At 68.5% G+C, this 25,582-nt stretch carries 22 protein-coding genes; 7 read left to right on the top strand and 15 right to left on the bottom strand.

Annotation, left to right across the window (positions count from 1 at the left end; all coding sequences use genetic code 11):
- Positions 1 to 3: 3 nt before the first annotated feature.
- From EJP67_RS03980 to EJP67_RS03970, 3 genes are read left to right on the top strand one after another with little or no spacing between them, the layout of a single operon-like run.
- Positions 4 to 2,712: a bifunctional acetate--CoA ligase family protein/GNAT family N-acetyltransferase gene (locus tag EJP67_RS03980; RefSeq protein WP_126019645.1), complete on the top strand. Its 2,709-nt coding sequence runs from the start codon at positions 4 to 6 to the stop codon at positions 2,710 to 2,712.
- 52 nt (positions 2,713 to 2,764) lie between these two features.
- A complete protein-coding gene (locus EJP67_RS03975) occupies positions 2,765 to 3,796 on the top strand; it encodes an Lnb N-terminal periplasmic domain-containing protein (RefSeq protein ID WP_126019643.1) in 1,032 nt (343 codons plus the stop codon).
- A complete protein-coding gene (locus tag EJP67_RS03970; RefSeq protein WP_126019641.1) occupies positions 3,793 to 5,739 on the top strand; it encodes an esterase/lipase family protein in 1,947 nt (648 codons plus the stop codon). Before EJP67_RS03975 ends, EJP67_RS03970 begins: the two co-directional genes overlap by 4 nt.
- 19 nt (positions 5,740 to 5,758) lie before the next feature.
- Here EJP67_RS03970 and EJP67_RS03965 read toward each other — a convergent pair whose 3' ends face one another.
- The 7 genes from EJP67_RS03965 to EJP67_RS03935 form a co-directional block, all read right to left on the bottom strand.
- Positions 5,759 to 6,568, bottom strand: a complete 810-nt coding sequence (locus EJP67_RS03965; RefSeq protein WP_126019639.1) for a tetratricopeptide repeat protein — start codon at positions 6,566 to 6,568, stop codon at positions 5,759 to 5,761.
- 538 nt (positions 6,569 to 7,106) lie between these two features.
- Positions 7,107 to 7,304 carry a hypothetical protein gene (locus tag EJP67_RS03960; RefSeq protein ID WP_126019637.1) on the bottom strand — a complete coding sequence of 66 codons (198 nt, stop codon included), beginning with the start codon at positions 7,302 to 7,304 and terminating at the stop codon, positions 7,107 to 7,109.
- A 120-nt stretch (positions 7,305 to 7,424) separates the two neighbouring features.
- Positions 7,425 to 8,465, bottom strand: coding sequence for an L-glyceraldehyde 3-phosphate reductase (mgrA, locus tag EJP67_RS03955; RefSeq protein ID WP_126019635.1), 1,041 nt, complete (start codon positions 8,463 to 8,465; stop codon positions 7,425 to 7,427).
- Positions 8,466 to 8,686: 221 nt separating this feature from the next.
- Entirely contained in the window at positions 8,687 to 10,180 is a 1,494-nt protein-coding gene (locus EJP67_RS03950; RefSeq protein WP_126019632.1) for an MFS transporter, read from the bottom strand.
- 95 nt (positions 10,181 to 10,275) lie between these two features.
- On the bottom strand, positions 10,276 to 11,508 hold the full coding sequence (locus tag EJP67_RS03945) for an SAM-dependent methyltransferase (protein ID WP_126019630.1): 1,233 nt from the start codon (positions 11,506 to 11,508) through the stop codon (positions 10,276 to 10,278).
- 120 nt (positions 11,509 to 11,628) lie between these two features.
- Complete coding sequence (locus EJP67_RS03940; protein ID WP_126019628.1) at positions 11,629 to 12,558, bottom strand: cation diffusion facilitator family transporter; 930 nt, start codon at positions 12,556 to 12,558, stop codon at positions 11,629 to 11,631.
- Between the two features lie 27 nt (positions 12,559 to 12,585).
- Positions 12,586 to 13,578 carry an AraC family transcriptional regulator gene (locus EJP67_RS03935; RefSeq protein WP_126019626.1) on the bottom strand — a complete coding sequence of 331 codons (993 nt, stop codon included), beginning with the start codon at positions 13,576 to 13,578 and terminating at the stop codon, positions 12,586 to 12,588.
- A 244-nt stretch (positions 13,579 to 13,822) separates the two neighbouring features.
- On the opposite strand from EJP67_RS03935, the gene EJP67_RS03930 reads away from it, so the two are divergent.
- Positions 13,823 to 14,875 carry an aldo/keto reductase gene (locus EJP67_RS03930; RefSeq protein WP_126019624.1) on the top strand — a complete coding sequence of 351 codons (1,053 nt, stop codon included), beginning with the start codon at positions 13,823 to 13,825 and terminating at the stop codon, positions 14,873 to 14,875.
- Here EJP67_RS03930 and bioD read toward each other — a convergent pair.
- From bioD to EJP67_RS03905, 5 genes are all read right to left on the bottom strand, one after another.
- Complete coding sequence (gene bioD, locus EJP67_RS03925) at positions 14,858 to 15,604, bottom strand: dethiobiotin synthase (protein ID WP_126019621.1); 747 nt, start codon at positions 15,602 to 15,604, stop codon at positions 14,858 to 14,860. The two genes, EJP67_RS03930 and bioD, sit on opposite strands and share 18 nt — an antisense overlap.
- Positions 15,601 to 16,836, bottom strand: a complete 1,236-nt coding sequence (gene bioF / locus EJP67_RS03920) for an 8-amino-7-oxononanoate synthase (protein ID WP_126019618.1) — start codon at positions 16,834 to 16,836, stop codon at positions 15,601 to 15,603. The genes bioD and bioF overlap by 4 nt, the downstream gene beginning before the upstream one ends.
- On the bottom strand, positions 16,820 to 18,205 hold the full coding sequence (locus tag EJP67_RS03915) for an adenosylmethionine--8-amino-7-oxononanoate transaminase (RefSeq protein WP_126019615.1): 1,386 nt from the start codon (positions 18,203 to 18,205) through the stop codon (positions 16,820 to 16,822). The genes bioF and EJP67_RS03915 overlap by 17 nt, the downstream gene beginning before the upstream one ends.
- A 310-nt stretch (positions 18,206 to 18,515) precedes the next feature.
- Positions 18,516 to 19,382 (bottom strand): NmrA family NAD(P)-binding protein, encoded by an 867-nt coding sequence (locus EJP67_RS03910; protein WP_126019611.1) that lies wholly within the window; start codon positions 19,380 to 19,382, stop codon positions 18,516 to 18,518.
- Positions 19,383 to 19,402: 20 nt separating this feature from the next.
- Complete coding sequence (locus tag EJP67_RS03905) at positions 19,403 to 19,714, bottom strand: plasmid stabilization protein (protein ID WP_126019609.1); 312 nt, start codon at positions 19,712 to 19,714, stop codon at positions 19,403 to 19,405.
- 263 nt (positions 19,715 to 19,977) lie between these two features.
- Between EJP67_RS03905 and EJP67_RS03900 the strand changes: the two genes are divergently transcribed.
- From EJP67_RS03900 to EJP67_RS03890, 3 genes are read left to right on the top strand one after another with little or no spacing between them, the layout of a single operon-like run.
- Positions 19,978 to 20,187: a hypothetical protein gene (locus EJP67_RS03900; protein WP_126019606.1), complete on the top strand. Its 210-nt coding sequence runs from the start codon at positions 19,978 to 19,980 to the stop codon at positions 20,185 to 20,187.
- Entirely contained in the window at positions 20,184 to 20,534 is a 351-nt protein-coding gene (locus EJP67_RS03895; protein WP_240650482.1) for a four-helix bundle copper-binding protein, read from the top strand. Before EJP67_RS03900 ends, EJP67_RS03895 begins: the two co-directional genes overlap by 4 nt.
- Complete coding sequence (locus EJP67_RS03890; RefSeq protein ID WP_206169442.1) at positions 20,507 to 21,235, top strand: UdgX family uracil-DNA binding protein; 729 nt, start codon at positions 20,507 to 20,509, stop codon at positions 21,233 to 21,235. Before EJP67_RS03895 ends, EJP67_RS03890 begins: the two co-directional genes overlap by 28 nt.
- On the opposite strand, the gene EJP67_RS03885 is transcribed toward EJP67_RS03890, so the two are convergent.
- From EJP67_RS03885 to EJP67_RS03875, 3 genes are all read right to left on the bottom strand, one after another.
- Positions 21,129 to 21,821, bottom strand: coding sequence for an alpha-ketoglutarate-dependent dioxygenase AlkB (locus EJP67_RS03885; protein WP_240650481.1), 693 nt, complete (start codon positions 21,819 to 21,821; stop codon positions 21,129 to 21,131). The genes EJP67_RS03890 and EJP67_RS03885 overlap by 107 nt on opposite strands.
- Before the next feature lies 1 nt (position 21,822).
- Positions 21,823 to 23,082 (bottom strand): family 16 glycosylhydrolase, encoded by a 1,260-nt coding sequence (locus EJP67_RS03880; protein WP_126019603.1) that lies wholly within the window; start codon positions 23,080 to 23,082, stop codon positions 21,823 to 21,825.
- A 181-nt stretch (positions 23,083 to 23,263) separates the two neighbouring features.
- Entirely contained in the window at positions 23,264 to 25,567 is a 2,304-nt protein-coding gene (locus tag EJP67_RS03875; protein ID WP_126019601.1) for a helicase C-terminal domain-containing protein, read from the bottom strand.
- Between the last annotated feature and the right edge of the window lie 15 nt (positions 25,568 to 25,582).

Here is a 25,582-nt window from a genome sequence, read left to right as displayed (position 1 = left end):
GGCATGGACAAGCATTTCCTGACACCGCTTTTCGCGCCCGCCTCCATCGTCGCCTTCGTCGGCAATGCCGACGGCCCCGGCGGACAGACGCCGGCAGGCCACACGCTGCGCGAGGCCTTCCGCGCGCAGCGCTTCGACGGAACGCTGCGCTTCCTGGACGTGCGCACCAAGGGCACGCTCGAAGAACTGGCGCAGACCCATGCCGACCTCGCGCTCATCGCCCTGGCACCTGGCGACGTGGCGGCCGCGCTCGAGATCGCGGGGCGCATCGGCTGCAAGGCGGCGGTGGTTCTCTCGAGCGGCATCGGCGCCGAGCAGGCGTCGCAGTGGCGCAAGATCGCGCGCCGCGAGGGCGTGCACCTGCTGGGGCCGAACTCGCTGGGCTTCCAGCGGCCGCTGCTGCATCTCAACGCCAGCGTGGCCGGTCCGCTGGCCGGCAGCGGGCCGCTCGCGCTGGTGGCGCAATCGGGTGCGCTGACGGCCTCGATGCTCGACTGGGCGCGGCAGAACGGCGTGGGCTTTTCCAGCGTGGTGTCGCTGGGCCCGCACACCTCGGTCGACATTCCGCAGGTGCTCGACTTCCTCGCCAACGACCAGGCCACGCACAGCATCATCATCTACCTCGAAGGCATTGCCGACGCGCGACGCTTCATGAGCGCGCTGCGCTCGGCCTCGCATGCCAAGCCGGTGGTGGTGCTCAAGGCCGGGCGCAAGCCGGCGGGCAACGAGGCCGCGCAGACGCACAGCGCGGCCATCGTTGGCAGCGACGACGTGTTCGATGCCGCGCTGCGCCGTGCGGGCGCGGTGCGCGTGCGCTCCTTCGTCGAGCTGTTCTCGGCCGCCAAGTGCCTGGCCTCGCGCTACCGCCCCGTCGGCAAGCGGCTGGCGGTGGTCACCAACGGAGGCGGGCCGGGCGTGCTGGCGGCCGACTGGATCAACGAGATCGGGCTCGACCTCGGCAAGCTCTCCGCCGCCTCGCAGAGGGTGCTGCAGCCGACCCTGCCCCCGCTCGCCTCGCTGGCCGACTTGATCGACCTCTCGGAAGAGGCGCTGCCCGCGCACTACCGCGCAGCCATCGATGCGGCCTCGTCCGACAGCCAGGTCGACGGCGTGCTCGCCATCTTCTCGCCCAAGGCCGGCATCGACGCGGCAGCCACGGCGAAGGCGCTTGCCGACATTCCAAGGCCGATGAACAAGCCGCTGCTGGCCTGCTGGATGGGCGATTCCTCCGTGGGCAAGGCGCGCTCGGTGCTGGCCGAGGCGACCATCCCGAGCTTTCGCACGCCCGAGGCTGCCGTGGGCGCCTTCGGCAACATCGCGGCCTTCTACCAGAACCAGCAGCTGCTGCAGCAGACGCCGCCGCCGCTGTCGGCGCTGGCCAAGCCCGACATCGAGGGCGCGCGGCTGCTCATCGAGAGCGTGCTGGCCGAGCGGCGCCATGTGCTCACGGAGATGGAGTCGAAGTCGCTGCTGTCGTCCTTCCACATCCCGATCACGCGCACGCTGCTCGCGCGCAGCCCCAGCGAGGCGATGATGATCGCGACGCAACTGGGCTTTCCGGTGGCGCTGAAGATCGATTCGCCCGACATCCCGCACAAGTCCGACGTGGAAGGCGTGGCGCTCAACGTGCTCAACGGCACCGGCGCGCGCGACACCTACGTCGAGATGATGGAGCGCGTGGCCCGCCTCGCGCCCGAGGCGCGCATCAACGGCGTGACGGTACAGAAGATGGTGCGCGCCCGGCGCGGGCGCGAGATCTACGTGGGCATGGTCACCGACGAGCCCTTCGGCCCCGTCATCGTGTTCGGCGCGGGCGGCACCATGATCGAGCTGCTGAACGACCGCGCGATGGAGCTGCCGCCGCTCAACCAGTTTCTTGCGCGCCGCCTCATCGAGCGCTCGCGCGTGGCCGAGACGCTGGGCGAATGGCGCGGCGCCCATGCGGTGGACATGGAAGCGCTCGAAGACCTGCTGCTGCGCGTGTCGGAAATGGTGTGCGAGCTGCCCGAGCTGCGCGAGATGGACATCAACCCCATCATCGTGGACGAGAACGGCGCCATCTCGGTCGACGCGCGCATCGTGGTGGGCAGCAGCTCGCAGGCGGTGGCGGCCCACGTGGGCAACGCGGTCAACGGCTACCAGCACCTGGCCATCATGCCGTACCCCGCGCGCTACCGGCGCGAATGGCCGCTGGCGGGCACGGGCGGCGGCACCTACATCGTGCGGCCGGTGCATCCCAACGACGCGCAGATGCTGCAGGCGCTGGTGCAGGGCCTGTCGCCCGAGAGCCGCTGGTTCCGCTTCGTCTCGCGCTTCCACGAGCTGCCGCCGACCATGCTCTCTCGCTTCACGCTGATCGACTACGACCGCGAGATGGCGCTGGTGGCAGTGATCATGGAGCGCAGCGTGTCGCCCGACGGCACCGTGCTGGAGAGCGAGCGCATCGTGGGCGTGTCGCGCTACGTGACCAACCCCGACCAGACCAGCTGCGAGTTCTCGCTGGTGGTGGCCGACGAGTTCAGCGGCAAGGGCATCGGCTCGCGGCTGATGGAAAGCATCATCGACGTGGCCCGAGACAAGGGCCTCGCCGAGATGGACGGGCTGGTGCTGGCCAACAACCCCGACATGCTGAAGCTGGTGCGCCGGCTGGGCTTCACGGTGAAGCCCTTCCCGGAAGACCCGGACTTCAAGCTCGTGACCTACATGCTGTAGCCATGGACGCCCGTCGTAAGCTCGGCGGGTCGCATTCCTGGTTTTGCCTTTCATGATCCGAACGCTCCTGCGTCACGTCGGCCGCATTCTGCTGTCGCTCATCGTGCTTTCGACCTGCCTCTGGGCCTGCCTCGCGCTCTGGTACCAGTTTCCCGGGCCGGCCGCCGTGAAGATCGGCGCGGGCGTACTCTGGGCCGCCTTCGGCCTCGCGGCCATCGCGCTGGCATGGCGCAGGCGGGCGGCGCGCGCCCTGCTCTCCTATGCGACCGGCTTCGCGCTGCTGCTGGTCTGGTGGAGCACCATCCTGCCGTCGCAGAACCGCGTGTGGGCCGACGATGTGTCGCGCCAGCTGCGCTCGCACATCGACGGCAGCGTGGTCACGCTGGACAACGTGCGCAACTTCGAGTGGCGCAGCGACACCGACTACACCCAGCGCTGGGAAACGCGCGAGTACGACCTCGACCGGCTGCGCACGGTCGATGTGTCGCTCTCCTACTGGAGCGGCCCCGCCATCGCGCACACGCTGGTGTCCTTCGGCTTCGACGATGGCCGGTTCCTCACCTTCTCCATCGAGATACGCAAGGAGCGCGGCGAGGCCTTCTCGTCCGTCGGCGGCTTCTTCAGGCAGTTCGAGAACAGCCTGATCGCGGCCGACGAGCACGACATCCTGCGCGTGCGCACCAACGTGCGCGGCGAGGACGTCTACATGTACCGCGTGAGCCTGCCCCGGGCCGAGATGCGCTCGCTCTTCCTCGCCTACCTCGGCGAAGGCGCCGCGCTGGCGCGCGAGCCCAGCTTCTACAACACGCTCACCGCGAACTGCACGACCATCGTTTACGCGCTGGCCAGGCGCATCGTGCCCGGCCTGCCGATGGACTGGCGGCTGCTGGCCTCGGGCTACCTACCCGACTACCTCTTCGACGTGGGCGGCCTCGCGCCCGGCTACAGCATGGAAGCGCTACGCGCGGCGGGCCGCATCACCGACCGCGCCCTCGCCGCGGACAAGACTCCGGCCGCGAACTTCTCGCAGGCGATCCGGCAAGGCCTGCCGGGCACGACGGCCAATGCGGGAGCGGCGCAATGAAAGGCGCATTCCGCCTTGTCGCCTCCCTGCCCGCGCTCGCGTGCGCCGCCGTGCTGCTGGCCGGCTGCGCGGGCGTGACGGTCGGCTCGATCTCCCCGGCCGAATACCTCGCCCAGCGCAGGGGCGACGTGCTCACCACCGGCAGGCTCAGCACCTCCGCGCAGGAAGTGCTTCGGGTGATCGGCTCCGACGCCGACATCTGCCGCAAGGACGGCCAGGCATGCCGCAATGCACTGGCCGACTCCTCGGGGCTGAGCGATGAACAGCGCCTTTCCGCGCTGTCCGAAGTCTGGCTGCAGGTAGCGCTCGCGGCGGAGAAAGGCGGCGGCGCCGCCGATGCCACTGCCATCGAGGCCTGGTTCGAAACCGCGCGCCACGCCTACGCCTACCTGTTCTTCACCGCCCGCAAGCCGCGCGACCGCGCCTTCGAGGACCGGCAGACGCAGGTGCGCGACTACTACAACTACGCGGTGCAGCAGGCCATCACCGGCCTGTACCGGGACATCCAGCGCACGGGCTCGCGCAGCGGCGCGCAGCCCGAGATGCCGAAGGTGGGCGACTGGCGCATCGAGACCGACGTCTCGGGCCTGCGCCTGCCCTCCGACACGCCACTGCCCGACGAGCTGATTCCCGCCGCCTCGCTGACCTTCTCGGGCCTGCGCAATACCTACCGGCGCGACGGCTTCGGGGCGGAGCTGGTAGCCGCGAGCAACAAGCGCACGGACGACGAAGCGCCAAGGCAGCAAGCCGATCCCGTGGAGAAGCAGAAGCCGCGTCCGCCCTACCGCGAGATGCCCTTCCCCGCCGTCACCGCGCTGCTGCTCTTCGACGGCGCCAGCCTCGGCGAGGTTCTGGGCACGCGCACGCTGCGCATCGCCGCCTACGACCCGTACCGCACCGCCAACGTGCGGCTCGCCGGTCAGGAAGTGCCGCTGGCCGCCAACTTCACCTCCGGCTACGGCCTGTGGCTCGCGCGCTCCGACTTCGCGCTGCAGGCCCTGCGCAGCCTCTTCGGCGGCCGCGAAGGCCTCACGCAGCCACGCATCTACCTGATGCAGCCCTACGACCCGAACCGCCGCACGGTCATCATGCTGCACGGGCTGGCCAGCAGCCCCGAGGCATGGATCAACGTGGCCAACGAGGTGCTGGGCGACGAGACGCTGCGCCGCCGCTACCAGATCTGGCAGGTCTACTACCCCACCAATGCGCCGCTGCCGATCAACAACTTCGCGATCCGCGAAGCCGTCACGCAGACGCTCGAGCACTTCGACCCGACGGGCAAGGCCGTGGCCTCGAACGACATCACGCTGATCGGCCACAGCATGGGCGGCGTGCTGTCGCGTCTCATGGTGTCGTCGTCGGAAGACAAGCTCTGGGAGGCGCTGCTCGCGAGCTATCCGATGCAGGGCGCGCAGCAGCAACGCATGGAGGAAAAGCTCGCGCCCTACCTGCGCTTCGAGCCGCTGCCGCAGGTGAGCGACGCGATCTTCATCGCCTCGCCGCACCGCGGCACCGACTTCGCCAACAACCGCATCTCGCGCTGGGTGGCCAACCTCATCACGCTGCCGGTGGCGATGCTCGGGCAGCTGGGCGACATCTCGCGCGAGTTGATCCGCATCGCGCCCGCGCGGCAGGACCAGGGCACGCTGCGCATACCCAACAGCATCGACAACCTGAGCGACCGCGATCCCTTCGTGCGGCTGTCGTCAGGCCTGCCGATGAACCCGCGCGTGCGCTTCCACTCGATCATCGGCAACGACACGCCCGGCGTGGCGCAGGCGCTCTCCAGCGACGGCATCGTGCCCTACGCCAGCGCGCACCTCGACGGCGCGGCCTCCGAGCTGGTGATTCCGTCGGCGCACAGCGTGCAGGAGAACCCGCTGGCGATCCTGGAGATACGGCGCATCCTCAGGGAGCAGCTGCGGCCCGAGGCTGCGCGCTAGGCGACTGCCTTCTTGCCAGCTACTTGTTTCCCGAGCGCTGCTGCGCCCGCACGCGCCCAAGGAACTCGCCGAAGAGCGCCTTCTTACCCGGAAAGCGCTCCTTGCCCTCGGCGAAGATGGCCTCCGCCGCCGCCAGCTCGCCCAGCCGCATGAGGCATTCGCCCTTCGAGAAGAAGGCGGCCTCTCCGTCGGGGTTCACCTGCAGCGACTGCTCGAAGTCGTCGAGCGCCTCCTGGAAATTGCCGAGCTCCATGCGCGTGAAGGCCCGGTTGTCGATGGCCTCGAAGAAGAGCGGAAAGAGTTCCACGGCCGCGTCGTACTCTGCAATGCCCTCCTCCTTGCGACCCTGCTCGCAGAGCTCGTTCCCGCGCAGGTAGTGCGCGTTGGCCTGGCGCACGATCTCCTGGCCGTCCTGGCCCATCAGCGCCAGATACCTCGGGAAGTCGGTGAGCTTCAGGTACTCGGCGAAGCCGACCAGATCGTCCTCGGCGGGCTGCCGGTTGCCGATGAGCTCGCTGCCCTGGCTCACGCCGTCGGCGTCGATGGGCGAATGCCATATCAGCACCTCGGCGTGCTTCAGCGATTCCAGGGTGGGCTTCTCGTCCAGCTGCTGGTAACTCAGGCAGTGGGCCACCGATGTTCCGTCGGGCCACGGATCGACTTCGAGAACCCAGACGGCCCGCCAGGCGTTTGCGTTCCTGTAGGCGAGCACGTCGCCCTTCTTCAATGTCGATGTCGATGTCGCTGCGGCGCCCTTCGCCGGCGGTTCGGGTGGAGGCGCCGAGCCCGTGAGGCGTGCGGCGAGACGCTGGAGGAATCTGGGCAGCATGGTGTCGGGTGTCCGTGCGGAGATTGGATGTGCGATGGCAGGCAACAGCGTGCCACTTTAGCCGCAGTGCTTTGGCCCGATCCGTACATTGACCTTCGGAAGCTTGCCTGCGAGCGACTGGGGTTCGCTGCTGCTGTGGGCCATCCGCCGGCGCAAGACACCCGCGGCATCCAGTCGGCCCCCCGGCATCGTCGGCTCGCTCGCCGAAGCGTGCAGCCGGCCCCCGAGAGCCCGGACAGCGTGCTCATCCGCGGGCGGCGCTATATGTGTTCTCGGACGAAGTCACCGGTTTCCTGCTCGGCGCATCCACCGCGCGATGCTGAAGAAAAAAACGGGCCCGAAGGCCCGCACAAAAGCCGTCCATCGAATCTGCGAAAAAGCCAATCCGACTCCGACTCACCTCGAACTCAACTCCAGGGGACTTCTGCTCCTTCTTCCTCTGTCCTTCGGGAGGGATTCTGCGGAGCATCGCGCGAGTTGCTTGCGCCGATTTCCTATATCGATATCCGCTCGCCGCATGCCGGGCGGGCAGCGCCGCTCACCACGAATGCGGCAGCAGGCTCAACATGGCGGCCGCATGCAGGCGCCGAAGCACCCGCGCTGGCACGTAGCCATGAGGCGCGCGGCGAGCCAGCGCATGCGGCGAAGCCGGCGGAATGCGCCAGACCTTCGCGGTGAGGGCCAGGACATGGCGCGCCTGGGCGGCCGGAGAAACGTAGTGCGTGCGCAGTTGCATGGCTGTCAATGAATCGAACGAATGCTTGCGCCGATTCTGCAAAGCGCACCCGCCTTTGCCAAAGACGGATTCCAAGTTACCTGATGCGATCCGTGATGAGCGAATGGCCGGTTTGGCAACTCAGGCGAAGTCCGTCGAAGGCTTCTCCCAGAGGTTCACGCCGCCTTCCACCGCGTACTTGTCGATCTCGGCCAGCTCCTCCGCGCTCAGCGGCGCGTGCGAGAGCGCCGCCACGTTGTCGACGATCTGCTCCGGCCGGCTCGCACCGATCAGCGCCGAGCTCACGCGCGGATCGCGCAGCGTCCAGGTCAGTGCAAGCTGGGCCAGCGACTGGCCGCGGCGGCGCGCGATCTTGTTGAGCTCGCGGGCACGCTCAATGTTGGCGTCCGACAGGTGCTCCTGCTTCAGCGAGCCGCCGCCGGGCCGGTTGATGCGGGAGTCGGCCGGAATGCCGCTCAAGTACTTGTCGGTCAGGAGGCCCTGCGCCAGTGGCGTGAAGGCGATGACGCCGGCGCCGAGCTCATCGGTGGCATTCAGAAGGTCCTTCTCGATCCAGCGGTTGAACAGGTTGTAGGCCGGCTGGTGGATCAGCAGCGGCACCTTCCACTCGCGCAGCAGCGCGGCGATCTCGCGCGTCTTGCCGGCGGAGTAAGAAGAAATGCCGATATACAGCGCCTTGCCCTGCTGCACGGCCTGGGCCAGCGCGGAGGCCGTTTCTTCGAGCGGCGTCTCGGGGTCGAAGCGGTGCGAATAGAAGATGTCGACGTAGTCCAGGCCCAGGCGCTGCAGGCTCTGGTCGAGGCTCGCGAGCACGTATTTGCGCGAGCCGCCGCCCTTGCCGTAGGGACCGGGCCACATGTCCCAGCCGGCCTTGCTGGAGATGATGAGCTCGTCGCGGTAGGGCTTGAAGTCTTCGCGCAGCAGGCGGCCGAAGTTGGTCTCTGCGCTGCCGTAGGGCGGGCCGTAGTTGTTGGCGAGGTCGAAGTGGTTGATGCCCAGGTCGAAGGCGGTGCGCAGCAGCTGGCGCTGGGTGGCGATGGAGGTGGTGTCCCCGAAGTTGTGCCAGAGCCCGAGCGAAATGGCCGGCAGCACGAGCCCGCTGCGGCCGACGCGGCGGTAGGGAATGGCGTCGTAGCGCTTGGGGTCGGCGTGGTAGGTCATGGGGGTTTTGTCCTGATAGTGGAGAAACAAGGAAAACGGGGAGGAAGAGCCTTCAAGGATGCACCCCACATGCATCGCGCGGCAAGAATTTCCACGCGGTTGTCGCACTTATTCCTCGCCGCCGCTGCATGCGCGGCATTCTTCGTTGGCCGGGGAGTGCGAACTCGGGCTCTCCCATCGGGAGCTCAGGCAGCGATCGCTGCCTGAGCACAGACCGCGCCCTACTTCGGAGCAGCCTCGCCGGCCGCCACCGCCCGGTTCTCCACCAGCCCTTCCCGGGGCAGCAGCAAGGCCAGCGCGATCACGCCCAGGCTCACGACCAGCATCATCACGAAGGTCAGGTGCAGCGATCCGCCCAGCGCGAGGCGGATGGCCGAATCGCCCGCGACGGAGCCGTGCATGCCCTGCAGCAGCATGCGCAGCTGCTCGTCGGAGAACATCGGCCGGCCGTCGCCGTGCGTGAGCCCGAAGTTGAAGACTGCGCCGAAGAAGGCCGCGCCCAGCGCGCTGCCGAGGTTGCGCGAGAACACGTTCGATGCGGTGGCGACGCCGCGCTGCGCAAGGTCGACGCCCTCCTGGATGAGAATGAGCGAGCTCAGGCTCATCACGCCCATGCCGAGGCCGATGATGAAAGAGCCGACCGCGGCAAGCACAGGCGAACTGCCGGCACCCAGCAGCACGAACGTCGAGGCACCTACGGGAATCAGCGCCGCGCCCGTCACCACCATGCGCCAGAGGCCGATGCGGTGGAAGGTGCGCGAGGTCAGCGTCGCGCCGATGGGCCAGCCCAGCATCACCATCGTGAGCGTGAGGCCGGCCGTGACCGAGGAGCGCTCCAGCACCACCTGCACGTACATCGGCAGGAAGGTGGTGATGCCGATCAGCACCATGCCCGCGAGCATGGCCGAGCCGTTGACGATGGCGATCATCCGCGCGCCCCACAGGCGCAGCGACACCATCGGGTCGGCCGCGCGGCGCTCCTGCGCGATGAAGAGCACCAGCGTGAAGGCGAAGAGCCCGGCCCATGCCAGCGCAACGCCCGAATTGCCCACGCCGAATTCGGTGAGCGCGATCATCAGCGCCGCGATGCCGACGGTGAAGAGCACCGCGCCCACGATGTCGATGGACGAGCGCCGCACCGTGGGCGCCTCGTGCAGGAAAAACCAGAAACCGGCGGCAGCCGCCAGCCCGATGGGCACGTTGACCCAGAAGATCCACGCCCACGAGAGCTTCTGCACGATGAGCGCGCCGATCATCGGCCCGACCACCGCCGACACCGCCCACACGCTCGCGAGCCAGCCCTGCACCTTGCCGCGCTCGCGCACCGGATAGAGGTCGCCGACGATCGTGAGCGCCACCGGCTGGATCGCGCCCGCGCCGATGCCCTGTATGAGCCGGAAGCAGATCATGGCCGGCATCGACCACGAGAAGCCCGCCAGCACCGAACCGATGACGAAGACGGCGATGCCCACGAACATGATGGGCTTGCGGCCGTAGAGGTCGGAGAGCTTGCCGAACACCACCGTCATCGCGGTCTGCGCCAGCAGGAAGGAGGCGAACACCCAGCTGTAGAGATGCAGACCGCCCAGCTCGGAGGCGATCTGCGGCATCACGGTGGAGACGATGGTGGCTTCTATGGCCACCATCGCCATGGAGGCCATGATGGAGGCGATGACCAGTGGGCGGCTTGTTGTTCTGTGGGTCGTGGAGGTCATGAGCCGTGCATGCTATAGACGGCATGAGCCCCTGTCGCTGGCTCGGGCTCTCGGGCATCCGGGCCGTGCGCGCTCAACCCGCGTTCAACCCGCGTTCAACCCGCGTTCAGCGCCGAAGTGCCGTCGTAGATGTAGCGGCGCGACCAGGGCAGCGTCTTCGCCGGCCGGCCGGCCTTGCGCCCCACGATCTGGTAGATCGCCACGTCGTCGTTCTCGAAGGCATAGGCGCAGCCCGCGAGATACACGCGCCAGATGCGGAACTTCTCCTCGTCGACCAGCGCGTGCGCCTGCTCGCTGTTCGCCTCGTAGGCGTCGCTCCAGCAGCGCAGCGTCTGCGCGTAGTGGCGGCGCAGGTTCTCCACGTCGAAGGCTTCGAGCCCGCCCTGCTGCATGGCCTGCAGCGCGAGGCTGATGTGCGGCAGTTCGCCGTTGGGGAATACGTAGCGGTCGATGAAGTCGCCGCCGCCGTAGGACACGCCGCCGCCTTCCGGGTCGGACGAGGTGATGCCGTGGTTCATCACCACGCCGTCGTCGGCCAGCAGCTGCTGCACGCGCCTGAAGTATTCGGGCAGGTTCTTGCGGCCCACGTGCTCGAACATGCCCACGCTGGTGATGCGGTCGAACTGGCCGGTCACGTCGCGGTAGTCCTGCAGGCGGATCTCGATGCGGTCCTCCAGGCCCGCGGCCTTCACGCGCTCGGTCGCGAGGTCGAACTGGTTCTGCGACAGCGTCACGCCCACGCAGCGCGCGCCGAACTTCTGCGCCGCGCGAATCACCAGTGCGCCCCAGCCGCAGCCGATGTCCAGCAGGGTCTGGCCCGGCTTGAGCTCGATCTTGGTGAGGATGTGGTCGATCTTCTTGAGCTGCGCGGTGGCGAGGTCTTCGTCGCCGTTCTCGAAGTAGGCGCACGAATACACCATGTTCGGATCGAGCCAGAGCTTGTAGAACTCGTTCGAGACGTCGTAGTGGTATTGAACGGACTTCTTGTCCGAGGACTTGGTGTGCGTGAAGTAGCGCGCCATGTTCTGCAGCGCGCCGCCGGGCTTGTCGACCGAGGTCCGGGCGAGGCCGTAGGCGATGTCGATCACGTCGCTGAGCTTGCCCTCGATGTCGATCTTGCTCTTGACGTAGGCCTCGCCCAGGTTGTCGAGGGTGGGCTGCAGCATCAGCGACAGCGCGGCCGGCGACTTCACGTGCAGCGTGACGGCGGGTCCGCTGAAGGTGCCGAAGTCGAAGGACTGGCCATCCCACAGGGTGAGCCGCGCCGGCAGGTTGGCGCGCTCGCGGACCGCGGCGCTCCACTGCGCCAGCTTCTTTTCCCAAAGCATGCATTTCTCCGTGTTGTTGAGTTCTCCCGCCCGGGCGGGTCGTCGCTGCAGCGCGCCAGAAGATAGCGAAGTTCGGAGAAGCCTGCATGGCCGCGACGACGCAAGAAATCGCGGCAAGTGCTACAAGGCGCCGCTGGTCCTGGCGGGAACGGGTGCCTCGCTCGCCTCGATGAAGATTCGCCTGATCATCGGGAACCGCGCACGCGCCTGCTTCTCGATGGCCGCGATGGCATCGGCCGCTTCGCCGGTGGGCGTGTCGTCCTTGAAGTTGACATCGACGATCACGAGCACCTCGTCGGGGCCGATGTACATCGAGAGGATGTGCCCCACCTCCTCCACGCATTCCTGCTCCATGGCCATCGCGCGGATGGCGCGGGCGGTCTCGGGGCGGATGCCCTCGCCGATCAGCAGCCCGCGCGCCTGCGCGACCAGCACCACCGCCACGCCCGCCAGCAGCAAGCCGATGATCACCGAGGCCACGCCGTCGAGCTGCGGCATGTTCAGCGCATGGCTCAGGTAGATGCCGAGCGCGGCCACCGCCAGGCCCACCAGCGCGGCGGAATCTTCCGCGAGCACGGTGTAGGTGGTCGGGTCCTTGCTGCGGTCCAGCGCCTGCCAGAAGGGCAATCCGCGTGCCTGCGCGCGGAACTGCCTGAGCGCGATGAGGAAGCTCGTGCCCTCGAAGAGCGCCGCCGCGGCGAGCACGACGTAGTTCCAGGTGGGATCGCGCATCGGCTCAGGCTGCCGGATGTGCTGCATGCCCTCGTAGAACGACACGCCGCCACCCAGGCCGAAGATCAGCACCGCGACGATCAGGCTCCAGAAGTAGAGCTCCTTGCCGTGCCCGAACGGATGCTCGGGCGTCGCGGGCCTCTTGCTCAGGTGCAGGCCCACCAGCAGCAGCACGCCGTTGAAGGTGTCGACCGCCGAGTGCACGCCCTCCGACAGCATCGCCGAGCTGCCGGTGATGCCCGCGACGATGAACTTGGTGGCCGCGATCGCCACGTTGGCGCCGATGGCGCCGTAGATGGCGATCTTCGATTCAGCCACGCGGCGCAGCTCCGCGTGCCGGCAGGTTCACGCAGCCTCCATGGAAGCGGCGCCCATCGCGTCGTTGCCCGCCTCGCCCAGCCAGCGGCGCTTGTCGCGCAACGGCGGCGCGCCGAACATGCGCCCGTACTCGCGCGCGAACTGCGACGTGCTCTCGTAGCCCACGCTGTGCGCGGCGCTCGCCACGTCGGCGCCCGCGATCAGCATCTGCCGGCGCGCCTCCTGCAGCCGCAGCTGCTTCTGGTACTGCAGCGGGCTCATCGCGGTCACCGCCTTGAAGTGGTGGTGGAACGACGACACGCTCATGTGCACCGCGCGCGCCATGTCTTCCACCCGCAGCGACTGGGCGTAGTTCATGCGCAGCGCGCTGATGGCCTTGGTGATGCGCTGCGTGTGGCTGTCCTGCAGGGCGATCTGCCGCAGCCGGGCGCCCTCGCCGTTGACCAGCAGGCGGTACATGATCTCGCGCTTGATCAGCGGCGCCACGATGGGCACGTCCTCCGGCGTGTCGAGCAGCCGCAGCAGGCGCAGCACCGGCTCCAGCACCGGCATGGCGATGCGGTTGACATACATGCCGCGCGAAGCCGGCGCATTGGCCTTGGCCGGCAGCTTCTCGTCGCCGATGAGGTCGCCGATCTCGTCGATGGCCAGTTCGAGCCGCACGCCCAGGTAGGGCTCGTCCTCGCTCTTCACGCACACCTGGCCGCACACGGGCAGGTCGACGGAGGTCACGAGGTAGTGCATCGGGTCGTACACGTAGATGTCGTCGCCCACGATGATGCGCTTGGAGCCCTGCGCGATCAGCCCCAGCGCGGGGGACGCGAAGCCGTGCTTGGGCCCTTCGGGCTTGCGGATGCAGAACACCTGCAGGCCGGGTACGGCGGTGACGACGGTGCCTTCCTGCCCCTGCGTGATGTGCTCGATGAGCGCCACGAGCTGCTTGCGGGCTTCTTCGAGTTCGGGGTCGAGCGGCATCGGCTGGGCGATGGCGGCGGCGATTTCGGGTGTTTCGTCGGACATGTTTCTGGAGCCTTGTCGCGATGGGGAGCCGCGGGAACGACCGGACGGCCCCTGGAGGAATGAGCGAGCGGAAGCTTAGCGCTCCTCCCGCCGCTTCGCACGCCCCGCGCGGGAGGTCTGGAGAATCAGGCAAATACTTTGCAGGAACGCGCTCGCTGCGGGGCAGAAGGCGGCAGGATACTTTTTCCGGCGGATCCCGTTCCCCCCTCCCGCATTCCCCTTCTGCCTGCAAAGGAACCTCTCCATGCAATACCGCAAATTCGGCCGCACCGGCCTTTTCGTTTCCGAGCTGTGCCTGGGCACCATGACCTTCGGCGGCTCCTCCGGCATCTGGGGCCAGATCGGCAACCTGCAGCAGTCCGAGGCCGAAGGGCTGATCGGCCGCTCGCTGGACGCCGGCATCAACTTCATCGACACGGCCGACGTGTATTCGGAAGGCCAGTCGGAAGTCATCACCGGCCAGGCGCTGAAGAACCTCAAGGTGCCGCGCGACAGCTTCGTGCTGGCCACCAAGGTGCTGGGCGAGACCGGCAGCAAGGGCGTCAACTCGGCCGGCGCCTCGCGCTTCCACATCATGGACGGCGTGAAGGCCAGCCTGCGGCGCCTGCAGCTCGACCACATCGACCTCTACCAGATCCACGGCTTCGACCCGGTCACGCCCATCGAGGAGACCGTGCACGCGCTCGACAACCTGGTGCGCCAGGGCCACGTGCGCTACGTGGGCGTGTCGAACTGGGCCGCCTGGCAGATCGCCAAGGCCCTGGGCATCGCCGAGCGCGACCGGCTGGCACGCTTCGAATCGCTGCAGGCCTACTACACCATCGCCGGGCGCGACCTGGAGCGCGAGTTGGTGCCGCTGCTGCGCAGCGAGAACGTCGGCCTGATGGTGTGGAGCCCGCTCGCGGGCGGCCTGCTCAGCGGCAAGTACGGCCGCAACACCGAGGCAGAGAAAGGCAGCCGCCGCACCAGCTTCGACTTTCCGCCGGTGAACGTCGAACGCGCCTACGACTGCATCGACGTGATGCGCGGGCTGGCCGAGTCGCGCGGCGTGTCGGTGGCGCAGATCGCGCTGGCGTGGCTGCTGCACCAGCAGGTGGTGACCAGCGTGATCATCGGCGCCAAGCGCGTCGGGCAACTGGACGACAACATCGCCGCCACCGCCATCAAGCTCACGGCCGACGAACTTGCCACGCTGGACAAGGTGAGCGCGCTGCCGGCCGAGTACCCCGGCTGGATGCTGGAGCGCCAGGGCGGCGTGCGCGGCAAGCGGCTTGCGGAGTCAGGCCTGCGCGGCTGAGGTCTCCTCGGGCGATGCGGCTCGGCGCGCGGCATGTGCCGCCGTCGCCCTCAGCGCGCGCAGGTCGATGTGGCGGGCCGCGCTGGATGCGTCGGGCTTCTCCAGGTGCGGCACGATGCCGAGCAAGGGCGCACCGAGCCGCGCGCGCAGCGTCTGCAGATTGGCCTGCGGCGCGAGCATCGACGGATCGACCATGCTCGCCACCCAGCCCGCCAGCACCAGCCCGCGCGCGCGGATCGCCTCGGCGCTCAGCAGCGCGTGGTTGAGGCAGCCCAGCCGCAGCCCCACCACCAGGATCACAGGCAGATTCAGAGCCACGGCCAGGTCGGCGCTGTCGAGGTCGTCGCCGAAGGGCACGCAGAAGCCGCCCACGCCCTCGACCACCACCGCGTCGGCGCGGGCCGAGAGCTCTTCGAAGGCCGACAGAAGCGGTTGCAGCGTGATGCTCACGCCCTCCTGCCTTGCCGCGAGATGCGGCGACATCGGTGCGCGCAGCAGATAGGGGCAGCGCAGCTCCAGCGGTGCATCGACGTTGCCGGCGGCATGCAACTGCTCCACGTCCTCGTTGCGCCAGGCGCCGTCGACATTTTCGAGGCCAGCCGCCACCGGCTTCATGCCGACCGCGCGCAGGCCCGATCCGGCCAGCAGGCTCAGCATGGCGCTGCTGACGAGCGTCTTGCCGATGCCGGTGTCGGTGCCGGTGACGAACCAGCGGCGCTGCTGTGTCATGCCGCCTCCTTCAGCTGCTGGCTTGCAAGGGCCTCGCCCAGTGCATCGACCAGCCGCGCGACATCGGCCTCCGTGTGGCTGGCCGACAGCGCAATACGCAGCCGCGCCGTGCCGGCCGGCACCGTCGGCGGGCGGATCGCCCCGACGCGCAGGCCGCGCGCATCGAGTTGCGCCATGGTCAGCATCGCGCGCGCGTTGTCGCCCACGATCAGCGGCTGGATCGCGGTGGGCGAATCGGGCAGCCACGCACTGCCGTCCGCCGGCAGCACAGCCTCCAGCCCCAGGCGAAGCTGGGCGATGCGCTCCTTCAGTTGCGCACGGCGCTGCGCGCCCTCCTCGCCCTCGATCAGCGCCAGGCTCGCAAGCAGCGCGTGCGCGACGGCCGGCGGCGCCGCCGTGGTGAAGATGTACGGCCGCGCGCGCTGCACCAGGTAGTCGATGACCGTGCGATGCGCCGCCACGAAGGCCCCCGACACGCCCGCCGCCTTGCCCAGCGTGCCGACCAGCACCAGCCGCTGCGAATGCAGGCCCAGTGCCTCGGGCACGCCGCGCCCGGTATCGCCGAGCACGCCGAAGCCGTGCGCGTCGTCGATCACCAGCCAAGCATCGTGCCTCTCGGCCAGCGCGAGCAGCGCGGCCACCGGCGCGATGTTGCCGTCCATGCTGAACACCGCGTCGCTCACGATGAGCTTCACCGGCGCGTCGCAGGCGGCGAGCTGCGCGTCGAGCGCCGCCACGTCGCAGTGCGCGTAGCGCTCCACGCGCGCCTTGGCCAGCCGCGCCCCGTCGATCAGCGAGGCATGGTTGAGCGACTCCGAGAAGATGACGGCATCCGCCCCGCCGAGCGCCGACAGCACCGCGAGGTTGGCCATGTAGCCGGTGCAGAAGAACAGGCTGCGCGCCTCCGGGATGAAGGGCGACATCCAGCCGGCGAGTGTTTCCTCGAGCTGGGCGTGCGCGCGCGAGTGCCCGAGGATCAGGTGCGAGCCGCCGCTGCCCGTGCCGTACAGCGCGGCGCCTTCGGCCCATGCCTTCGCCAGCGCGGGATGGGCCGCGAGCCCGAGGTAGTCGTTGCTGCTGAAGCAGAGCATGGTGCGCGCTGCGCTGCTGCCGGCCAGCGTCAGCGTCTGCAGCGGCGCGCAGGCGGTTTCGGCGATCTGCCTGCGGCGGCGCAGCGACTGGGCGTCGAGCGCGTCGATCTCGCCCTGCAGGCGGTCAAGCAAGCGCGACATTGCGGGCTCCTTCCTTTTTCGGGTTCGTGGCCAGCACGGCATCCAGCGTGGCGAGCGTGCCGTCGACCAGCAGGTCGATCTCGCCGTCGCCGATGGCGTAGGGCGGCATCAGGTACACGGTGTTGCCGATGGGCCGCATCAGCAGCCCCTGCGCGCGCGCCGCGAGGTGGAAGCGCTCCGCGAAGCGGGCACCGGGCTCGCGCACGTCGAAGGCGGTGATCATCCCGCGCTGCCGCAGATGGTCGACCGCGCGGCCTTCGAGTCCGCCGCTCAACCGCTGCAGCAGGCGCTGCGCCCTGCCCCGGTTGCGCCGCAAGGCGTCCTCGGCCTCGAACAGGTCCAGCGTCGCCAGCGCCGCGCGGCAAGCCAGCGCATTGCCGGTGTAGGAATGCGAATGCAGGAAGCTGCGCGCCGCGTCGTCGTCGATGAAGGCGTCGTGGATGGCGTCGCGCGCCATCACCAGCGCCAGCGGCAGGTAGCCGCCGCTGATGCCCTTCGAGAGGCAGAGGAAGTCGGGCCAGATGCCTGCCTGCTCGCAGGCGAAGAAGCTGCCGGTGCGCCCGCAGCCCACCGCGATCTCGTCGGCGATGAGGTGCACGCCATGCCGGTCGCAAAGCGCGCGCACGCGGCGCAGGTATTCGGGGTCGTGCATCGCCATGCCGGTGGCGCATTGCACCAGTGGCTCGACGATCACGGCGGCGATGGTGTCGTGCTGTTCGGCCAGCAGCGCTTCGAGTTCGGCGGCGGCGCGGCTGGCGACATCGGCCGCGCTCTCGCCCGCAGCGGCATTGCGCGCGTCGGGCGAGGCCACCAGATGCGCGTTCGCGAGCAATGGCGCATAGGCGTCGCGGAACACAGGCACGTCGGTCACGTGCAGCGCGCCCAGCGTTTCGCCGTGGTAGCCGTGCTTCAGCGCGACGAAGCGCCGCTTGCCGCCGCGGCCAGCATTGCGCCAGAAATGAAAGCTCATCTTCAGCGCGATCTCCACTGCCGAGGCGCCATCGGACGCATAGAAGCAATGCCCGAGCGTGCCACCCGTGAGCGCGGAGAGCCGCTGCGCCAACTCCACCGCGGGCGCATGGGTGCAGCCGGCGAGCATCACGTGCGAAAGCGTGTCGAGTTGCTGCTTCAGCGCGGCGTTGATTGCCGGATGCGCGTGCCCGAACAGGTTGACCCACCACGAGCTGGTGGCGTCCATGTAGCGCCGGCCTTCCTGGTCGATGAGCCACACGCCCTCGCCGCGGGCGATGGGCAGCGGCGGCACCGCTTCGAGCCGGATGCTCTGCGTGCACGGATGCCACACATGTCGCCGGCTGCGCTGTTGCAGGTCGGCGTTGGAAGATGAGGAAAAAGCAGTTGTCGGAGGCACCCGCGCAGTCCTTTCGTGAGGGCAAGGCGCGGGATCGTATCGACGCGTTCAGGGGGCGGCAAACCGCTCTCAAGCGTGTGAAATGAAGGCCGGTTCAGCGACGTTCCACAGCGTAGCGCCCGCGTTCGGAGCAACGTCGTGGAACAAGCCGGCTTCTTGCCTTCTCGGCCGCATGGCCGGAAAGCGCAAGTTGTCCGGCTGACGCCAGAAACAGGTCACGAATGTCCGGTTCTCGGGACTCGGCGGCGAAGCGCGCGAATTTCGGACATTCATCGTGGCCGGTTTCAGCAGTCCTCGCGGACCGCCTGACTCAGCCCGAACTCTTGTTCACCAGCCTGCCGATGTAATCGCGCAGCGAGATCGTCCCGCGCACCGGCTTGCTGGCCGGTTCGTAATGCTGGTCCATCGTGGCGCGCGTCATCGCGGCATAAGACTTCGCAGCGGCGTCCGAGAAGCCCAGCTTCCCGAAGGCCTGCTCCAGCTGTTCGCGCGGCGTCTCCACCACTTCGACCGGCTTTCCGAGCGCCTCGGAGAAAGCCCGCGCCACGTCGCCTGGCGAATAGCGCTCGGGCCCTTCGACGTGGTGCGGCCCCGACGATTCGGCCGGGCCCAGCATCAGCTTCGCGGCGTACTGGCCGAGGTCGTGCGGCGCCACCATGGGCAGCGTGAAGTCGGCGGGGAACATGCTGTGGACCTTGCCTTCCTTGCGCGCGGTTTCCAGCGCGGTGTCCCAGTTGCTCATGTAGTACGCGGCGCGCAGCGCGCTGAACGGCACCGGGCCCGCGGCGAGCGCCTGTTCCAGGTCGTACAGCACGCTGAGGTCGCCGATGCCTTCGCCCGGCTGCGCGCCGTAGGCCGATTCGGCGACGATCTTCTCGAGCTTGCAGCCTTCGAGCGCCGAAACGATGGCGCGCACACTCCTGTGCTCCTCGGCCACCGTGTCCGAAGACGGCGGCGCGGGCGGATTCAGCACGAACACGCGCTTTCCGCCCCTGAACACTTGGTGCAGTGCGTGGGTGTCGAACACGTCGACCTGCGCCACGTGCGCGCCCTTGGTACGAAGCGCCTCGGCCTTGTGCGCGTCGCGCGTGACCACCGTGACCGGCTCGCTGCGTTCGAGCAGGGCTTGCGCCAGCGCCGAGCCGACGTGGCCGGTCGCTCCCAGGATGATGTGCATCGTCAGCCTCCGCGTTCCGTTCAGCCGCGCTTCTCGGCGTTGCGCTTGCGCGTGGCGGCGGCCTTCTTCGCGGAGGCCGATCGCTCGGCCGCGGTGCGGTGCGCCGCGGCCGCACCGCCGAGCTTTCCGCCCTTGCGCGAAGGCCCGTGGTTCTCGGCCTTGCCGCGGCCACCACCGCTCTTCTTGCCACCGCCGGTCTCGGCGTTCACCGTGGCCCACGCGCGGCGCTCCGCCTCGCCCTTGCCGACGCCGCGATGCTCGTAGCCCTTCTCTATGTGCTCGGCCTGCCGCTTCTGCTTGTCCGTGTAGGACGACTTGTCGCCTCTTGGCATGTGGTGCTCCTGCTCCTGCAGTTGGTTGAGGAGCTTTCATGCTGGGCGCGGCATGTGCGCCGTGGGTAAGAAGACGGTCATGCCGGGCGTCGGCGTTGTCCGGCGTTGCTGATTGCCCACTCGGGCCTGACCAGGAAGCCGGCTTGCCCTCCGGGGACGACGCGCGGGGTCGGCCCATTCCCACATGCATGCCTCGCGGGACGCAGCAGAAAGACCATGACGAGCAGTTTTTCAACCCGTTCTTTCGAAGGAGTTCCGTCCCCATGACATCCCCCAAACAGACCCCGCACCAGAATCCCGACGCCGTCACCGCCGACGAGCACGACAGCTTGCCCACGCAGCACAACAAGGCCGGCAACCAGCCGGCCACCCCGAAGAACGAGCCGCGGCGCACGCCCGAGAGCCGCAGCGACCGCGAGAGCCACGTGGGCGGCAGCAATCAGCTGCAGGCCCGCCGCGGAGGTGCGCGATGACCACCGCGGCACTGAACACGAGCGACGCCATGGATCGCTGCATCGCGGCGTGCAATGACTGCGCGCTGGCGTGCAATCGCTGCGCGGCCGCCTGCCTGGCTGAAGGCAGGAGCGGCATGGCGCGTTGCATCGCGCTGGACATCGACTGCGCCGCGGCTTGCGCCTTCGCCGCTGCCGTGATGGCGCGCGGCGGCGAGAACATCGTTGTCACATGCGGCATGTGCGCCGAGATCTGCCAGCGCTGTGCCGCCGAATGCGGCAGCCATGACATGGACCACTGCCAGCGCTGCGCCGAAGCCTGCCGGCAGTGCGAGACCGAATGCCGGAGCATGGCGGCGGCCGCCTGAGCAGCCAGGGCGGCATGCGCGGCCGACGGATTTCCGTGCGCGACGCGCAAGCCGGGCTGCGCACGCTCTCCAGAGCGACCGACGCGTGCCGCGAATGCCCCATCGGGCAGTACGCGACGCAGTCGGTGTTCGGCGAAGGCCCGGTACGGCCGGTGCTGATGGTGGTCGGCGAGCAGCCCGGCGACAAGGAAGACCTTGCCGGCCGCCCCTTCGTCGGCCCGGCCGGCAGGCTCTTCGACCGGGCGGTGGCGCAACTCGGCTGGTCGCGCGAGAAGCTGTACGTGACCAACGCCGTCAAGCACTTCAAGTACGAGTGGCGCGGCAAGCGGCGGATGCACAAGACGCCGGGGCAGCGCGAAGCCGAGGCCTGCCATCACTGGCTGGAAAGCGAACTGGAGCTGGTGCGGCCCCACGCCATCGTGGCGCTGGGCGCCGTGGCGGCCCGATCGCTGCTCGGGCGCCCGGTGGCCGTGACCAGGTTGCGCGGCCGGTGGCTTGAAGACCCGGCGGGCCGGCGCGTGCTGGTCACGCTGCATCCCTCGGCGCTGCTGCGTGGCGACCCTGCGCAGCGCGAATCGGCGTGGGAAGCGTGGATCAGCGACCTGTCGGCGGCAGCCCCGCTGTTCGCGCCGCGGAAGAACGAGAAGAAGGAGAAGGCGCGGGAGAAGTCCGGACACGATGAGCCCGCGTACGCAGGGTGATGGAGTAGCGCAGCGCCTCGGTCGGCGCGATCGCGTGCTGCCATGCCCATCGCGCCGGCCCGCGCAGCAGGTACACGGAGCGCGGCTCGATCAGGAATTCGAGCGTGGCCGGCCCCGACGCCGCCGCGCCCGGCACGTAGGGCCTGAACTGCATCACGGCGTCATTGTTCAGCGAAATGCCGACGATGTCCTCGAAATCGGGCACGTCGCGATGCCAGCCCAACGGCGTGCCGGGGCGGTATTCGGCGATCAGCATGTGCGTGAGCTCTTCGGGCGCGATGCCGGCCCAGGCCGCGGCCTTGTCGCGAAGTGGATGCAACTCCGGAGGCAGCGGTGCGCCGGGCTTCAGGCGGTTGGTGTCGAAGTCGTAGCTGCCGCCGAAGCTCGTGCCCCTGCGGCGGGCGGTGTATTCCTTGTAGCGCATCTCCTTGAGCGGAAAGGCCTGCACGATGGCCAGCAGGCCGGCCTCCTCCTCGCGCGACAGGAATCCGTTCTCGTAGCGAAGCCCTTCGATGGCAGCCACCGGCGCCTCGCCGAACAGGTCGGGCTGTCCGGCGTGTTCGAGGCGTCGGGCGGCGCGCGTCATCTCAGGCCGCCTGCCAGACGCGGACCCAGTCGACTTCCATGGTCGCGTTCGTGCCGGCGCCCAAGGGGCCGTAGCCGCTGGAAGGAATATTGCCTGCCCAGCCGTGGTCCTTGATCTCGCAGGTGAGCTTGATGTATTGGTTGCTCAGCGACACCCCCTCCTTGATGGTGGCGTAGGGTGTCGCCGCGCCGTCGAGGTAGAACTCGTAGCCCTCCGGGGTCCACAGCAGGCCCACGGTGTGCCATTCGGAAAACGACTGGCCTGCCGGCAGCTGCTGCTGGCCGGTGTTGCGGCTGATGGTCTTGCCTGTCTCGTAGCCGTTCCAGTGCACTGCGCTCGAGAACTGGTTGTTGATCTTCCCCGCGTCATTCTCCGAGAACTCCCGGTGCTCGATGATGTCCACCTCCACGCCGGCGGCGGGATCGGGCGGCGTGGCCGCCTTGTTCGCATTGGACATCAGCCAGAACGCGCTCCACTGCCCCGGCTTCGATGCGAAGCGCACGCGTGCCTCGATGTAGCCGAAGCGGAATTCGTAGAGCCGGGCCGTGCGCAGGAAACCGGTGTGATGGGTGCCGGCCGAAGGGTCGGTGTAGGTCGAGATCTTCAGGACGCTGTCCGCCACCGTGGCGGCTTCGGGTGTCTGGACCGCATTGGCGCGCACGCCGGTGACCGCGGCCCATTTGGCGGGGTCGAGCGCGCTGCCTTCGAACTCGTCGTGCCACGCGAGCCGATAGTCCCTGGCCGACTCCGGCACCAGCGCGACTTCGAATTTGCGGCTCGATCTGGCTTCGCCGCCGGCGGTACGGACGATGATTTCCGCGTCCTTTGCCGAATCGGGCACGAAAACCGAAATCTGGTTCGGAGAATCGACGCTGAGCCTGGTCGCAACGACCTCTCCAAAACAAACCGAAGCACTCGAGTCGAATTCGGCGCCACTGATGACAATTACCTTGCCTCGCTTTTCCAGGCCCGGAGAAAAGGAATGGATGACCGGGCTTTTTGCCAGGGCCGGCATTGCGGCCGCTGGCGGTGCGGCGGAAGACTCGGGCGAAATCGGACCCGCAGGATTTGCCGAGGCAGGCAGCAGGGCTGCGAGATTGGAGGTGCTGGCCGCTCCACTGCCTCCATCACCACCACCGCCGCAAGCGCCCATGACCGAGGTGCCCAGGAGCGCCGTGGCTGCCTGCGCACCCTTTTGCAGGAATTGCCTGCGCGATTTTTCAGGAATGGCTGATTGTTCGATCAGGCGATCTGATTGCATGGAATTTCCTCCTCATTGAATTCGGTTTTTAATTCTAGATTCGCCTAAAAGTTTACAATTCAGTCCAGCAATTGAATTGGTTTCTCCTCTGAGATGTTTTTCAATTGAGAGCGCGCCAGGCCCCAATAGTTTGCAATTGCGCCCGCCCGAAGGCGGTTTCCGCCGGCCGGCCCCCATCGCATCAGTCCTTCACCATTCGCACGTCCCACCAGCGCGGCAGCAGCTCACGGATCTCGGCGCGTGCGAAGCGGTCGTCCAGCAGGTGCAGCACGCCCTGGTCTTCCTCGGTACGAATGACGCGGCCAGCGGCCTGCACCACTTTCTGCAGGCCGGGGTAGAGGTACGTGTACTCGTAGCCCTTGCCGAAGCGCGCCTGCATGCGCTCGCGCGTGATCTCGTTGAGCTCGTTGTATTGGGGTAGGCCCAGGCTGGCCACGAAGGCGCCGATCAGGCGGCTGCCCGGCAGGTCGATGCCCTCACCGAAAGCACCGCCCAGCACCGCGAAGCCGACGCCCTGCCCACCCTCTTCGAATCGCGCCACGAAGCCCTGGCGTTCGGCCTCTCGCATGCCGCGCGTCTGGGTCCACACCGGAACGCCGGGGTGCCGCAGCGAGAAGGCGGCGCAGGCCTTCTCCAGGTAGTCGAAGCTGCTGAAGAAGGCCAGGTAGTTGCCCGGCAGGCGCTCGAACTGGGCGCCGATGATGTCGGCCACGTTGCGCAGCGAGCCCGCGCGGTCTCGAAAGCGCGTCGACAAGTGCATCGCCACCTCGACGCGCAGCTGCCTGCTGTGGAATGGCGAGGCCACGTCCAGCAGCGCGGCGTCCTCGGGCATGCCGAGGGCGTCGCGGTAGAACCCGAAGGGCGACAGCGTGCCCGAGAAGCAGGTGACCGAAGCCGCTTCCGCGAAGCGGCTCTGCAGGAAAGGCGCCGGCACCAGGTTGCGGATGGCCAGGCGGCGCGCCTGCTGCGTGGCCCCCAGCGTGCGCTCGAACACCGAGTGGTCGCCGAAGGCTTCGGCCAGCCGCGCGAAGTGCAGCGCGTCGAAGAAGAAGCGCTGCAGCGGCCCCTGCGAGGCCTCGGGCGTGGCCGCGAAGTGCTCGGCCATGGCGGTGTTGGCGGCCTGCAGGGTACGCAGGAAGCGCTCCGGGATCTCGTCGGCGGTTTCGTAGCCGGCCTGCTGCGACTGCTGCACCGTGTCCCACTCGCGGAACACCCGCGCGAGCGGGCCGCGCAGCACGGCGGGGGCTGCGCGGTGGGCCTCCTCGAGCGCGCCGCCGTCGAGCTCGGCCGTGTACATGCCGCGCGCGCGTTCGAGCAGGTTGTGGGCTTCGTCGACCAGCACCGCGGCACGCCAGTCGTCTTCGCGCATGGTGGCGTAGAGAAAGGCGCTGCTGTCGAAGTAGTAGTTGTAGTCGCCGACGACGGCATCGGCCCAGTGCGCCATCTCCTGGGCCAGGAAATAGGGGCAGACCTCGTGCGCGAGGCCGATGTCGCGCAGCGCTTCGCGGTCCAGCCACGCCATCTGTGCGGCCTGCTCGCGCGCGGCGGGCAGGCGGTCGTAGAAGCCCCGGGCGAGCGGGCATGCGTCGCCGTGGCAGGCACGGTCGGGGTACTCGCAGACCTTCTCGCGCGCCGCGAGCTCGAGCACGCGCAGCCTGCCCTGCCCCCGGCCCTTGTCGAGCACGCGCAGCGCATCGAGCGCCACGGGCCTGCCCGAGGTCTTGGCCGTGAGAAAGAACAGCTTGTCGATCCTGCGGGCCGCACGGGCCTTCAGCAACGGGAAGATGGTGGCCAGCGTCTTGCCGATGCCGGTGGGCGCCTGCGCCATGAGGCAGCGCCCGCCCGCAGCGGCGCGGTAGACGGCCTCCGCAAGTTCGCGCTGCCCGGCGCGGAAGCTGCCGTACGGGAATTCCAGCCCGGCCAGCGCGCCGTCGAGCGCGGCACGGTGAGCCGCCTCGCTCGCGGCCCAGGCGGCGTAGCGGCCGCACAGCAGCTCGAAATGCTCGCGCAGGGCCTCTCGGGTGTGCTGCTCCTCCAGCACGGTCTCGTCGCCCGTGGCGAGGTCGAGGTAGACCAGCGCCACCACCATCGCGTCGTGGCCGTCGCGCTCGCACAGCATCCAGCCGTAGGTGCGGACCTGCGCCCAGTGCAGCGCGCGGTGGTTGCCGCGGATGGCGTCGAAGTCGCCCCGGAAGGTCTTGATCTCCTCGACCCTGGCCCGGTGGAATTCGTAGCCGTCGGCACGGCCGCGCACGTGAACCGCACCGCAGATGGCTTCGAGCGCGACCTCGCACTCGTATTCGCCGCCGCGCCGGTGCTGAACCAGCGCATGCCCGGCCATGCCTTCGAGCGCGCTGGGCGCGGGCACGAAGCGCAGGTCGAGGTCGCCCGCCTTCGCGCCGAAGGCGCACAGGGCCTTGACCGACACTACGTGCCTGGCAACGGCGGGAGCCGCGTCTTGCGGCTTGAAGGGTTCGGAGCCCATCTGGCGTTTACTGTA

This window comes from Variovorax guangxiensis (genome assembly GCF_003952165.1).
GTDB lineage: Bacteria > Pseudomonadota > Gammaproteobacteria > Burkholderiales > Burkholderiaceae_C > Variovorax > Variovorax guangxiensis.
The sequence above is the reverse complement of the archived record's forward strand: the minus strand, read 5'-3'. Positions and strand labels throughout refer to the sequence as shown.